Raw genomic sequence first — 13,309 nt, forward strand, 5'->3', positions numbered from 1 at the left:
TTGAAACTCGACCGGATCAACTCGTTTGGGCAAACGATCACCTGTCAAACTGCATCTGATTGCCAACAAACTTAGAAATTTGAGGAATCTTCCGCTAGTAGAGACTTCGCGAGTGCCAAAGCCTCAGCGCGATCGGTAATCTTTTGCTCAGCGTGGGCTAACTGCAAAGCTGCCAGCAATCGCCCGATGATTGGTCCGGCAGGGATGTGCAGCGTTTTCATCAAATCTTGCCCTGTTGCAAGCGCTGTTGGATGGGCAACGGAATCGGTGGGCGTTAAGAAGCGATGAATCAACGATGCGCTTGCTTGAGAAGAACCCTCAGCACTTGGCTGATTAAACGGCAACCCTGCTGTGCCCCTGCTGAGCTTGGCAGATCCGATCGCAAGTAACATCACTGCCGGAAACGTCACCCCAACGCTCTGAAAAAAGAAATATTGTTCTGCCAAAGTCCAATCGCAGCAAGCTTTACCCGTTTGAAACGCAGGCATGGCTTTGAGCACCGTACTCACCGCTTGAATTTCGGCACGGCTATATTTCAAGCGCCACAACTGCGCTTCTGCGCGATCGGGATCGCTAGAGAGCAAACTGGCAAGCTTGGCGATCGTTACCCATGTGCGTGCCGATCCAGACGCTTTCGGCTCTGTTCGAGCCTTATCCGATGCCGTAGAATGGCGTACCCCCCGCACCAGTTCTGCCCAAAATTCTGTCCAGGTTTCTTGAATGACAACGCTGGTTCGATCGATCGCCGCCACCCAACCCAACCCTTCAGCCGTCGCATCCGGAAACCAATCGTCTAGCAAGCCATCTTCCCAAGCGGTTTTGAGCCATGGGGTGCCCTTCATAGTGCTCAGCAGATAATTGAGTTCAGATTGCACTCGTTCGGCGGCGATGCGGCGCAAGTGAGGTGCAAGGTCACGAATGGTTTGTTGCGTTTCTGGATCTAGCCCAAATCCAAGCTGTGAGGCTTGGCGATAAGCCCGCAGCAACCGCAACGGATCTTCCTGCAAATTTTCAGCGCAGATCATGCGGAGTCGTTTGCGCTGCAAGTCTTCGTAGCCCCCAAGCGGATCGAGCAATTCTGCGGTGTGGGGATTGTATGCGATCGCATTGACTGTAAAATCTCGTCGCCGTAAATCCGCTTCTAACGATGACCCTACCTGCCGCGCAAAATCCGCCGTTCCTTGCTCAAACACGACCCGCGCAATCTGGCGTTCGGCATCGAGCAGCACAAACCCGGCGCGGTAATGACGGGCGATCGCCGTTGCCGTTTCCACCGCATCGTGGGGCAGCACAAAATCAAGATCCAAATACTCCGATTCTCGACCGAGGAGGGCATCTCGAACCGTCCCTCCAACCAGGCAAGCTGACTTTGGGAGCCACTGGATGCTGAAGGGCCACCTCTGAGGAGATAGCACCGAAGAATCGGATAACACGTTTAGTTGAGACTCGTTCAGAACAGTCAATGTCAATCTATCCGTAGGTAACTTAACTCTGAGAACCCCACCCAATCGGGCTTTATCCCCTGCCAGCAATTTCGCAATATAAATCAACCAATGAGTGGGTGATTTAGTGACTGTGCCTGAGCTAGAGTAACAGAAATAGCAAGGATCTCGATTCTATTGTGAACTAGAGAGACTAGAACAATGTGTATTTGTATCAATTGCCATTATGTCGATCGCTGCACAACCTACAACGCTGTAGAAACGCAGCATCAGCAACCCCACCTGACCGAGACCCCCACCTTTGAGGCAACAGAGCCAACGATCAATGTTAACATCCGCGATCGCGGGGATTATATCGAGATGGAATGGGATGTCGTGGGCTGTCTTAGCTTTACCGAAGAAGCCGGAAAATGGGCAAAACTGCGTCCGGGGGAGCTAGTGCCGACTTAACCCTACAGGCAGTGCTTGCAACCGATGGGTAAATCTTGCACGGCTGAATGTAACTAGGCACCGAGTTAAGGGAATCCTAAGAGTGACACCTTTTCTAAGATCCTTTAGCGTCGGTTGAAAGTCATGGGCTTCATTGGTCAAACTCGGTCTCAGGTTGAACTTGCCTCGCGCCTTGCATTAACTACCCTCACAACCGTAGGCATGGTTTTTGCCTTCAGTAGCCCCGTTGCGGCGCAAACTCCTCCGCCAGACGCCACCAAGACGGTCGAACTTTCAAAAATCATTCAAGAAGCTCAAAATTTTTACAATCAAGGGGAAACCAAAGCGCGCGATGCGCGGTATCGGGAGGCGCTAGAAGACTACAACCAAGCGATTCAGCGCAACCCAAGCTTGAGCACAGCTTATGTAGCGCGGGGTATAGTCCGCTCTAGGCTGGGCGATCGCGATGGGGCAATTCAAGATCTCAACCAAGCGATTGTGATGAATCCTGCCGATGCGATCGTCTATGCCCATCGGGGCGGCATTCGCTATAACTTGGGCAGTCTAGAAGCCGCGATCGACGATTTGAACAAAGCGATCGAACTTGATCCAACCTTGGCGGCGGCGTATGTCAATCGGGGTTACATTAAATCTCAAGTTCAGAATATGGAGGGGGCGCTCGCAGACTTTGAGAAAGCCCTGCAATTCCAGCCCACTTATGCCCCGGCACTGCTAAATCGGGGATACGTCAAATTCAGCAACGGCGATCGCGATGGCGCGTTAGACGACCTCAATCAAGCGATCAAGCTACAGTCAAGCTACGCAGAAGCGTTCCTGATTCGAGGCACCCTGCGTCACGATATGGGCGAAGCTGAAGCGGCAATCGACGACATCAGTCAAGCAATTCGCCTCAAACCCAACTACATCGCCGCCTACTTTAGCCGCGCTGCGACCCATTCTAAGCTGGGCAATCTTGAAGCCGCGCAAGCAGACTATACCCAAGTGGTGCAATCAAGCCCTGATCAGCCTGATGCGTTTCATCAACGGGGGCTGATTCGAGCCGCCCTAGGCGATGAACAAGGGGCAATGGACGATTATAATCAGGCGCTGCGACTCAAGGCAGACTATGCAGATGCGCTCAAAAGCCGGGGTGATCTGCGAGCCGCCCTAGGCGACAGACCCGGCGCGATCGCAGATTATGATCAGTCTCTTTTGGCTCAACCCACGTTAACCTCTGCTTATGCTGCCAGAGCCTCGGTGCGATCGCAGCTAGGCGATAAACCCGGCGCAGTTGCAGATTATACCCAAGCGGTAAACTACAACAGCAGCGACCCTAACGCTTACCAAGAGCGGGGTAGAGCGAGAATGCAAATCGGTGATGTGCCAGGTGCGATCGAAGACTTCAGCCAAGCCCTACAGCTTAATGTGAACAGCGCTGAGGCTTACTACCATCGCGGTGTGTTGTTAGCCCGTTCTGGCAATCGTCAAGCGGCTTATACCGATCTTCAAAAAGCGGCTACTCTATACCGTCAAGATAGCGATGCCGAGGGCTATCGCAATTCGCTCAACACTCTAAATCAGTTACGGCGCTAGTTAGCCCTCAAGTTCCCGGTTAGCGCTATGCATGATGCGACGGTTGTGGCAGACTTTCAGGCTCGTCCGACTAAGAATTATCTTTATCTCGTCTAAAAAACCTCCAGTCAAAAGAGCGCGATCGCTTCCGCTGCTGACGATGGCGCAACGCAGAATTTTCTCGGCGGCGTCTGCGATTGCGAGTCATCTCTTCCGTTCCTTCCTCAGGCAGGGGTCTTGGATCGGGTGCTGTTTTTTCGTCTTTGCTAAGCCACCAATCGACAATCAAACCGCTTGCCAAGCCGCCGAGCGCACCCAATGCAATGCTGAGCAGCGCAGGATAGCCGATGCCAAACAGAGTGATCAAAAACAACAACCAGACTTGCAACCCTGCTGAAAAACCTTTGGAGATGGGCTGTCTACGCACGATCGTTACCCTTGCAACTTTTAGACAGAATACAGCGAATTTGAAACCTCGGAGCGAGGATTGGGGTCTCGCCTCTGGGGATGAGTTCTATCGTTGCCTATGGTTAAGACGCTAGTTGAGGTGCTAAGTCTTGAGTCGTGTCGATCGTTTTCACAAAAGGCTGTTCGGCATCGGTGAATGGCTCCATGTGCTGACGGGTAAGGACATCGGCAGTTGCATCAGAAATATCGCCTTGACGCTGTTGAACGCGGGTTTCCAACACATCGGCTGGGGCGGTGCAATGCAAAATTTCTAGAGCAATCGTCTGGGCTTGGGCTGTTTCAATCACCTGCGATCGCAGCGCTTGCCGATCGTATTTCGCATCCAAAATCACGGTGTAGCCTTGCGCGGCTAACGTGATGCCGAGGTTAAGCAAGCGATCGTAGGTTTTCTGAGTCATCTCTGCGCTATAGAGCATCGCTTCACCGTGGGCATCCAACGCGACGCCGCCTAAATGCTTGCGGACTGCATCAGAGCGGATTTGGATCGCGCCCCACTGGCGGGCTAGCGATCGCGCGATCGTGCTTTTCCCCGACCCAGACAGCCCTGCCATCATCACAAGCTTGCCCGTTTTTTGCTGCGTATAGTGCCAAGCCAGTTGATAATAGCCGCTTGCTGTTGCCGTTGCGTCTTGTTTCACCGCCTCTGGAATGCTGGGATCGCCGAGCAAAAACGAGGTCACTTTGGCACGCACATACGCCTGACGGCTGAGATAAAGCGGCAACACCTGCAAGCCTTCCCAATCGCCCGTCTGTTCAAGGTATGCGTTGAGAAATAAATTTGCTAAATCAGAACGATGGCGAGCATCAAAATCCATAATGATGTATGCAATGTCGAACATCACATCGACGAATCGGAATGGCTCGTTGAATTCAATGCAATCGAATAGAAGAATTTTATCGTGCCAGAAACAGATATTTCTAAGATGCACATCGCCATGGCATTCACGAATCCACTTGTGCTCGACACGGCTATCAAACAGCGGCGTTTGCTCAGCGAATAATGTGTCAGTGTAGGCTTTGGTTTCGTCAAACTGTTGCTGTGTTTGAGCCACACCGATGTAATTCACGGTTTGATCATAGTTTTCATCGATCGCCTGCCGAATTTGGGAGACCTCTCCAAAGCTGAGAATGTAATCATTCGTTGGAGCTTTTTTGTGAAAGTCAGCCAGCACGGTTGCCAGTGCTTCGAGGTGCTGTTCGCGCAGTTCGCCGCGATCGTACATCTCACTCAGCAACGCCTCTTGCGGAAACTGCCGCATTTTCACCACATAGTCAACCGCTTCTCCCTCGCCGCCTAACCCAAAAGTCTCCCCATCTTGGATGATTGGCAACACGTCTAAATACAACTCGGCGGCACCCCGTTGATTGAGCCGCAGTTCTTCATGGCAAAAGTGTTTGCGTTTTTCTAGGGTCGAAAAATCTAGAAAGCCATAATTCATCGGCTTTTTCAGCTTGTAGACAAAATCGCCCGTGAGCAACACATAGGAAATGTGAGTTTGCACCAGTTGGATGGGTTCTGTCACCCCATGGGGATAAAACGCTGGGTGCAGCATCGATTGAACTAAAGGAGGCAGCGTTGGTGATGTCATAGCGATCGCGATAGTAAACGGGTCTAGTTTGGTATAAAAATCAAAAAACCAGGGAGCGTTCCCTGGTTCTCTATACAGTGAAAATCTGAGGGAGCAGACTTATTCGGCACCCTTTCCGGAGGGCGTCGCCGCCGCAGATTCTGTAGCCGCCGCAGATTCATCATCAGCCGCATCCGCCGCCGCCGCCGTGCTGACGCCGGAAATCATCACCACCACTCGATCGCTTTCCCCAGACACGGCTACCCCTGGTGGAAGCTTGAGATCGCTCACATTCAAAATATCTCCTATGTTGAGGGCAGAAACATCCACATCAATTTTCTCAGGAATTCGCTCTGGATCGCACTTGACCGCTAACTCAGTCAGAACACTGTTGAGCGTGCCACCTTCGGTTTTTACCCCTTTAGCGTCGCCGATAAAGTTGAGCGGCAACGACACCTCGACCTCGCTTTGAGCCGCGATCGAGAAGAAACTGATGTGATAGAGGCTGTTTCTCCAGGGATGCTTTTGCACTTCTCGCAGCAGGGCTTTTCCTTTCCAAGGCAATTCGGGTATGGTCACCTGCACCAAAGTACTGTTGACCGCCGCATCGCGGATGAGAAAGCCAGCTTGCTTGGCATCTACAACAAGTTGAATCGATTCAGCCCCGTTGTGACCGTAAAGCGTTGCTGGAATTTGTCCACCCCGGCGCAGGGCGTTGGGCTTAGTGCCGTCAGGACGTTTTTGGCATTCGATCGTAAGTGGCATGGTAACTTCTGAAGGTAAGTGTGAAAAAACGAAAAATCAGTGCGCCGTATGGCTTTAGACATTGACAGTGTGCGGGGCGTCGTTAGTATACAACAACGCCCGTTTGGGACCGTGAATCGGATCTTCGACGATGATCGTCTGTTCGCGCTTGGCTCCGAGCGATACGATCGCGATCGGCACTTCCATTAATTCTGCCAGGAATTTGAGATAGTCGAGCGCTTGCTTGGGCAGATCGTCTAGCGATCGACACGCATCGGTTGAGCAGTTCCATCCGGGCATGGTTTTGTAGATCGGCTTACACCGGGCAAATTTGCGGGCATCGCTAGGAAAATCTTCGCAGCGTTGTCCATCCAGTTCGTAGGCAATGCAGACTTCAATTTCATCCATTTCGTCTAGCACATCTAGCTTGGTGATGGCGAGACAATCTAGCCCATTGATCCGCACGGCATAGCGACCGATCACGGCATCAAACCAGCCGCAGCGCCGTTGACGCCCGGTTGTCGTGCCAAATTCTGCGCCGCGATCGCACAGTTGCGCGCCCTGCTCTCCATACAACTCTGTCGGAAACGGACCTTCTCCCACACGGGTTGTGTACGCTTTGGCAACCCCAATCACGCGATCGATCATCGTCGGCCCGATGCCCGTACCAACGCACGCGCCCCCTGCTACCGGGTTAGAAGAGGTGACGTAAGGGTAGGTGCCGTGATCGAGATCCAAGAGCGTGCCTTGTGCGCCCTCAAACAAAATGTTCCGTTTGCGGCGAATGGCATCATAAATTTTGAGAGAGCTATCCACCACATGCGGGCGAAGCCGCTTAGCATAGGCAAGATATTCTTCTAGCACGTCGTCAGTGTTGAGCGGCGGCAGCCCGTAAAGCTTTTCAAGGATGCCGTTTTTGTGAGCCACTGCCCATTGCAACTGCTTCTTCAGCGACTCCGGGTTCATCAGATCGATGATGCGAATCCCAGTCCGCTCAGATTTATCAGCATAGGTCGGTCCGATACCGCGCCCAGTCGTCCCGATTTTATGGGTGCCGCGTTTTTCTTCGGCGGCGCGATCGATGACGCGGTGATAGGGCATTGTGACATGAGCCGTCTCAGAAATCAGCAGGTTTTTGGTCGAGATTCCCCACGCGGTGAGTTGATCTAATTCTTCGATCAAAACTTTTGGATCAATAACGGTTCCGCAACCAATAATGCATTCTGTATCGGGGTACAAAATTCCTGACGGAATCAAATGCAGCTTGAAGGTCTGATCCTTGACCACGACTGTGTGCCCAGCGTTCACCCCCCCCTGGTAGCGAACGACAACATCTGCCGATTTGCTCAACAGATCCGTAATCTTTCCTTTCCCTTCATCGCCCCACTGGGCACCAATTACAACTACGTTAGCCAAGGGTCTTCAAGTGTAGTAGAGTTTTCAACAAACTCCCATTATCGCATCAAAGCGGTGAGTGTCAATGATCCGGATTTAGCAGGGATAAGATGGCTTCCTCCTAAATTCAGGATCGTATGTAGGATCGAAATATTCTAGAGTTGAGATTCTAGAGTTGAGAGTTTACGCCTTAAATTTCAGGTTAATCTTAAAATCCCATCCCTCCTAATCCAATTTCCCTCTTCTCGCCATGCACAGCTTTCTCCCCCTTGCGTATTTCAAAAATCAATTTGTGCCCTTTGAGCAGGCGAATTTGTCGATCGCAACTCATGCGCTGCATTATGGAACGGGTGCATTTGGCGGGCTAAGAGGCATTCCCAATCCAGAAAATCCTGATCAGGTGCTCCTGTTTCGCCTCGATCGCCACTGTCAACGATTGAGCCACAGTGCCAAGTTTTTGATGTTTGATCTGCCTGCAAATAAGATTCAAGCGGTGATTACGGATTTTGTTAAGAAAAATCGACCCAAGACATCCTTTTATATTCGCCCATTTATTTACACATCCGATTTAGGAATTGCGCCTCGGTTACACAATATTGAAAAAGATTTTTTTGTGTATGGTTTAGAGTTGGGAGATTATTTGTCGCCTGATGGGGTGAACTGTCGGTTTAGCTCTTGGTATCGCCAAGAAGATCGGAGTTTGCCTCTTAGAGGAAAAATAAGCGGTGCCTATATCACATCGTCGTTGGCAAAAACAGAAGCAGTCGAGTCAGGATTTGATGAAGCGATTTTGCTTAACACGCAAGGCAAGGTGAGTGAAGCCTCTGGCATGAATGTATTTATAGTCAGAAATGGCGAATTGATCACGCCAGGATGTGACCAAGATATCTTAGAAGGAATCACGCGCGATAGTATTTTAACGATTGCTAAGGATCTCGATATCAAGGTTACTGAGCGCCCTGTGGATAAAACAGAACTGTATATCGCAGATGAAGTGTTCTTAAGCGGAACGGCTGCAAAAATTACTCCAGTAAAGCGAATCGAAACCTACACGCTATCGGAAGAGCGTCCGATTACAGATAAGTTACGAGAGAAATTGACTGCGATTACGGAGAATCAAGATCCGAAGTACAAAGATTGGGTGTTTGCGATTAGCGTGTAGCGAACTCTGCGGGAACGGTGGTTGCTTAATCCCTAATCCGAGTCGGGCGGAGTAGGTTCAATTGCTTGTAGCTGGCTAAATGCATATCCACTCAAACCAACCGTAATTAAACCAATCGAACTGATGATGTAGAGAACAGCGATTCCTGTGCCTGAACCAGTTCCAACAATTTTGCTAAGCATGGCTGCGATCGCATGATTTGATCGCATCATCGGTTCAAATACGCGATCAGTGAGAGGACCTGCCATCAGTGCTGCGATCGCGCCGACAGTTTGAAACATCAGTGATTGAGTTGCAAACACGCGCCCTTGCAGACTTGCCTCTACTTTTGTCATCCATAGAGCAGTGTCACAACTGCCCATTAGCGGAAAATGAAACGAGGAACAAACCTGTGCTGGAATCCACACCTGAGGAACTCGTCCTAGTCCAAATACCAGTTTGCTCACTCCGGCTCCAATCATGCCCCGCAACACCCCATCGACTCGCCGTTTAGGTCCTTTCCAGACACTCATTAAAATGGCTCCAACTGTGCCACCAAACCCTGCTGCTGCGGCTAGCAATCCCAAAACTCTAGTATCGTTGTTTGTGCGAACGAGAATCATTGGCGTGTAAAGGAGATCTCCAATATCGTGAAAAAACCAAAACAGGGTTGTCATCATCAGCAACGCTTTTAGACTCGAACGCTGAAGGATATAGCGAACGCCAGACTGCAACTCCTGCCAAAAAGATAGAACGAGATCCGAAATAGACCTGTTGCGAGTCCGATCATAGAGCAATTTTGGTTGAGGGATAGTCGTAACTGCTAAGGTCGTGATAGCGATCGCAAAGGTGATGATGTCAATGATGGCAAGTCCGGCAAAGCCAATTCCAGCGTAGAGGAACCCTGCTAGGGGAGGAGCCAAAATTTGAGCAATCCGACCAGATAACGCCCTCATGCTACTGACGCGCACATAGTGTTGTGGCGGCACAAGCAATGAAATGGAAGCGGAGTAGGCGAGTTCCTGAATTTGGGTAAGGGCACTGGCAATGGCGGTCAACAGATAAAGATGCCAAAGGTGTAAGTCATCTGTCAGAAACAACCAGAGTAGAGCAACCGTGGTCAGTACAGCAACGGTATCACCGACCATCATGAGAGATTTGCGATTGCCGCGATCAACAATCACACCTGCAAACGGGGTAATTAGCACACTTGGGAGCAGGCTGAAAAAAGACCAAAGGGTGAGCGCAGTGGCTTGTCCAGATTTTTCCCATGCCCAGACTGCAAGGGCAAATCCACTCATGCTGCTGCCGATGGTGGAAACTAGTTGTCCCAACCAGATGATAATGAAGGTCTGCATTACGTTTTGATGACAGGCGGAATTTTGGCAATGCCCGCAGTTTGCAGCAATTTAGGAATTCGTTTCCAGGGCACATCACCATTGCTGCTACTGAGGTACGGTTCACCAAATTGAAGCAATGCTAGAACACTTTCTAACTCTGGCAAATTTGTAAACAGATAGGTCGGCTTTTGAGGAGCAGAGAAGGCAACCACACAGCCTTTATTACAAGCCCATAAACAACCTACAGGTTAAATTTTTAATTCACCGACCCATTGTTTCATGCCCGACGTATTGAGTTGTTCCAATAAGCGATCGCCATCAGCAGATTGCGTTTTGGCATGATCTTCAGCAGAACGACGACAGGATTGGCAGACAAATAGGATATGTTTTGGCATGAGTTCAAGGAGTATTGACCAGATATTTGTACAAGTCATCAATCACAGCATCAGCAGCAAGCAGGTTTGATCCACCCCAAGTTAACTGTTCGACAAGGTATACCTTGTTTTGCTGAACCGATTTGAGCGTTTTCCAAAGAGGCTTTTTTTGCAAGTTCTCAAGCATTTTCCTGCCACGACTATCAAAAAGTGCAACGAATAAGATATCACCATCAGCTTCTTCTAGCTTCTCTTCAGAAACAGTAAACCGACCAAGTGGTGCAATCACATCTTGGGCTTGAGGGCGTTGTAGTCCAACATCATTCAGAATCGACCCCTCAAATGAGTTTTTGGTACTGACTATAATGCCTCGACCCTCGCTAACAGAAATAACAGAGATAGTCTTCCCTTCATATTGATTGCCCAACGCTGCCTTTAGTAATTTTGTCCGTTGATAATAATGCTCCCAAACTTGTTGTGCGGCTTCTTCTTTTCCTAATGCTTCGGCTACAAAGCTAAAATGCTCTCGCCAAGATGGGGGACCTTTCCACTTACCTAAAATCGCAGGAGCAATTTGAGCAAGAAGAGGGTAGATTTTGCGGTCAGGCTCCCAGCCTAAAATTAAATCAGGCTTTAATTGCAGAATTTTCTCTAAGTTAGGATTGCCTTGTTGACCAAGTAGCCGAATTTCCTTGGTTTCACCCTTTACATATGTAGGGAAATCATTTAGTTCAAAATTCAAGGCTGACGCGCTACCAATAGGTTTAACACCAAGTGCAATCGCATTTGCTAGGGTTAATTGAGAGAGAGTAATGAGGCGTGTGGGGTCATGAGGGATACAGGTTTCTCCTGCTGCATGTTGAATCATGTGACATGATGGTTCAGAGGTTAAGTTTTCGTCTAGATGAACAAAAGTGTGATTACAAGCGGCGATCGCAAGAACCATGAGTATGGAAATTACAAACCACACAAGGAGAGCATAAATCTTGACAGGAATCTTCATTGCAACCCAGTTCCTACGAACCTAATTCAAAATACTATGTCTCAAAAAGCGTTGCTTACTACTCCTAGAACTGCCACGAAATCGTCCCCTGTACTGTGAATGGTTCGCCTGGATAAAGCCGTAGATCGCCGACGGCAGACTCAAAATAGTCAATATTAAATAAATTTCTGAAATTGACCTGTGCCCGAAATTGTCCTCGCTTATAAAAAATGGCAGCATCCGTGCGGAGATAGCTTGGCACAGTAAATGTATTGTTTAAATTTCCTTGTCGCTCCCCCACAAAGAACAAGCCTCCTCCAAATCCAAAGCCTTGTAACAGACCTCGCTGGAATTCGTAAGTTGTCCATAGGTTGAAGGAGTTCTCTGGAGCATTGTTCACTCGATTATCGACTGCAAACGTGTTGTCTTTGGTGATGCGAACATCATTGTAGGAATAGCCCGCAAAGATGTTCCATCCTGGTAAGATTTCGCCTGCAAGACTCAATTCAATCCCTCGACTGCGTTGTTCACCTGTTTGAATTGAAAAGCCAGCATTGATTGGATCAGCCGTTGTCACATTAGAACGAATGGTGTCAAAGAGGGAAAGGGTAGTAGACAGACGATTGCTGAGATCTGCTTTGACCCCAACTTCGTACTGAGTACCGCGCTCTGGTACAAATGAATCGCCACTAAATGTCGTGCCCGTGACTGGACTGAACGATCGACTATAGCTGGCATAGAGCGAAATTGGCGGAATGGGTTGGTAAACAATACCGACACGGGGACTGAAGGCATTACCAGATTGCTCTTGCTCTGTATTAGCAACACGGTTCTCTGTGGTTTGCTTGAACGTATCAAACCGTCCGCCCAGCAGCAGTTTGAGATTTTCCGCCAGCTTGATCTGGTCTTGAATATAAACACCGAAGACATCAGTTTTACTAGCAGTACTGAACCTGCTAAGAGGACCAAGCCTTCTACTAAACACAGGATTAAACAAGTCGATCGGTGTCGCAGCACCGCGAAAGAATCGATCTGTCGATCTATCTAAGCTAAGGGCAGTGCCAATGAGTAACTGATGCTCAACCGAGCCAGTTAAAAACTTACCCACCAGATCCACAGTTGCATCATAGTAATCAGCATTATTTCTTCTGTCTAGAAAACCTACACGATTTAGAGTTCGTTGATCGGATGCGAGACTGGTGTAGTTAAAGAATTCTTGCTCGTTACGATAAAACGCTGCTCGAAAGACATTTCGTAGTGACCAGTTGTCGCTAAACTGATGCTCCAATCTGTATCCGACTTTCCCAATATCTTCATCATAGAAAGCGGAAGGTTCATTGAAGTTGCGATCGCGGGGTATCTTTCCATTTTGGTTGGGCAGCACAGTCCCAATGGCTGGAATACCAAAGGCGGTTGCATCGTTTGCAACACCGATGTACTCTCCTTCTAGAGTCAATCTTGTCTTTTCACCAACTGCCAAACTTAGAACAGGTGCAATCAGTAGCTGTCTATTCTCTACAAAATCTACAAAACTACCTGAATTCTTATAAGCGGCATTGAGTCGATACAAAGCGGTTTGAGAGGAGTTCAACGGTCCAGATAGGTCGATCGCGCCACGGTAAAAATCATAGCTGCCAATGGTGGCATCCACTCCATAGAAAGGGTCGCGTAAGGGCTGCTTGGTAATCTGATTGATTGTGCCACCCGGAAGTCCTTGACCAAACAGAACGGAAGCGGGACCTTTAAGGACTTCCACTCGCTCAATATTGGCGAAGTCATACCAAATTGAAAAAAGGGAGAGACAAATGAGAGAATGGGTTCTGCCGTGTGGAGAAAAACAGCAATGTCAGGTGT

Annotated in this window: 12 protein-coding genes and 1 pseudogene; 3 read left to right on the forward strand and 10 right to left on the reverse strand. The window is 49.3% G+C overall.

Annotation, left to right across the window (positions count from 1 at the left end):
* Window positions 1-71: 71 nt before the first annotated feature.
* Window positions 72-1,463: a tRNA nucleotidyltransferase/poly(A) polymerase-related protein gene (locus tag GS601_RS01460; RefSeq protein ID WP_238392880.1), complete on the reverse strand. Its 1,392-nt coding sequence runs from the start codon at window positions 1,461-1,463 to the stop codon at window positions 72-74.
* A 180-nt stretch (window positions 1,464-1,643) separates the two neighbouring features.
* Here GS601_RS01460 and GS601_RS01465 point away from each other — a divergent pair, with 180 nt between their 5' ends.
* The gene (locus GS601_RS01465; RefSeq protein WP_162421416.1) at window positions 1,644-1,892 is read left to right on the forward strand and encodes a Ycf34 family protein; all 249 of its coding nucleotides are present in this window, start codon (window positions 1,644-1,646) and stop codon (window positions 1,890-1,892) included.
* Between the two features lie 123 nt (window positions 1,893-2,015).
* Complete coding sequence (locus tag GS601_RS01470) at window positions 2,016-3,464, forward strand: tetratricopeptide repeat protein (protein WP_162421418.1); 1,449 nt, start codon at window positions 2,016-2,018, stop codon at window positions 3,462-3,464.
* 70 nt (window positions 3,465-3,534) lie between these two features.
* On the opposite strand, the gene GS601_RS01475 is transcribed toward GS601_RS01470, so the two are convergent.
* The 4 genes from GS601_RS01475 to GS601_RS01490 form a co-directional block, all read right to left on the reverse strand.
* Window positions 3,535-3,870 (reverse strand): hypothetical protein, encoded by a 336-nt coding sequence (locus GS601_RS01475; RefSeq protein WP_162421420.1) that lies wholly within the window; start codon window positions 3,868-3,870, stop codon window positions 3,535-3,537.
* Window positions 3,871-3,973: 103 nt separating this feature from the next.
* Window positions 3,974-5,500 (reverse strand): bifunctional aminoglycoside phosphotransferase/ATP-binding protein, encoded by a 1,527-nt coding sequence (locus GS601_RS01480; RefSeq protein WP_162421422.1) that lies wholly within the window; start codon window positions 5,498-5,500, stop codon window positions 3,974-3,976.
* 99 nt (window positions 5,501-5,599) lie between these two features.
* Window positions 5,600-6,244: a 50S ribosomal protein L25/general stress protein Ctc gene (locus GS601_RS01485; protein WP_162421424.1), complete on the reverse strand. Its 645-nt coding sequence runs from the start codon at window positions 6,242-6,244 to the stop codon at window positions 5,600-5,602.
* Window positions 6,245-6,298: 54 nt separating this feature from the next.
* Complete coding sequence (locus GS601_RS01490; protein ID WP_162421426.1) at window positions 6,299-7,639, reverse strand: adenylosuccinate synthase; 1,341 nt, start codon at window positions 7,637-7,639, stop codon at window positions 6,299-6,301.
* 229 nt (window positions 7,640-7,868) lie between these two features.
* On the opposite strand from GS601_RS01490, the gene GS601_RS01495 reads away from it, so the two are divergent.
* Entirely contained in the window at window positions 7,869-8,780 is a 912-nt protein-coding gene (locus GS601_RS01495) for a branched-chain amino acid transaminase (protein ID WP_162421428.1), read from the forward strand.
* A 32-nt stretch (window positions 8,781-8,812) separates the two neighbouring features.
* Here the strand turns inward: GS601_RS01495 and GS601_RS01500 are convergent, their stop codons facing one another.
* The 5 genes and pseudogenes from GS601_RS01500 to GS601_RS01515 form a co-directional block, all read right to left on the reverse strand.
* Window positions 8,813-10,117: an MFS transporter gene (locus tag GS601_RS01500; protein ID WP_162421430.1), complete on the reverse strand. Its 1,305-nt coding sequence runs from the start codon at window positions 10,115-10,117 to the stop codon at window positions 8,813-8,815.
* A pseudogene (locus GS601_RS22785) lies at window positions 10,117-10,335 on the reverse strand (DUF1636 domain-containing protein); the annotation flags it as partial. The gene GS601_RS01500 and the pseudogene GS601_RS22785, both read right to left, overlap by 1 nt.
* A gap of 12 nt (window positions 10,336-10,347) precedes the next feature.
* Window positions 10,348-10,494, reverse strand: a complete 147-nt coding sequence (locus tag GS601_RS22790) for a hypothetical protein (RefSeq protein WP_202924774.1) — start codon at window positions 10,492-10,494, stop codon at window positions 10,348-10,350.
* Between the two features lie 4 nt (window positions 10,495-10,498).
* Entirely contained in the window at window positions 10,499-11,476 is a 978-nt protein-coding gene (locus GS601_RS01510; protein WP_162421432.1) for an iron-siderophore ABC transporter substrate-binding protein, read from the reverse strand.
* Between the two features lie 64 nt (window positions 11,477-11,540).
* Window positions 11,541-13,262, reverse strand: coding sequence for a TonB-dependent siderophore receptor (locus GS601_RS01515; RefSeq protein WP_338016931.1), 1,722 nt, complete (start codon window positions 13,260-13,262; stop codon window positions 11,541-11,543).
* Window positions 13,263-13,309: the final 47 nt, after the last annotated feature.

The sequence above is a fragment of the Myxacorys almedinensis A genome, from assembly GCF_010091945.1.
GTDB classification, from domain to species: Bacteria; Cyanobacteriota; Cyanobacteriia; order Leptolyngbyales; family Leptolyngbyaceae; genus Myxacorys; species Myxacorys almedinensis.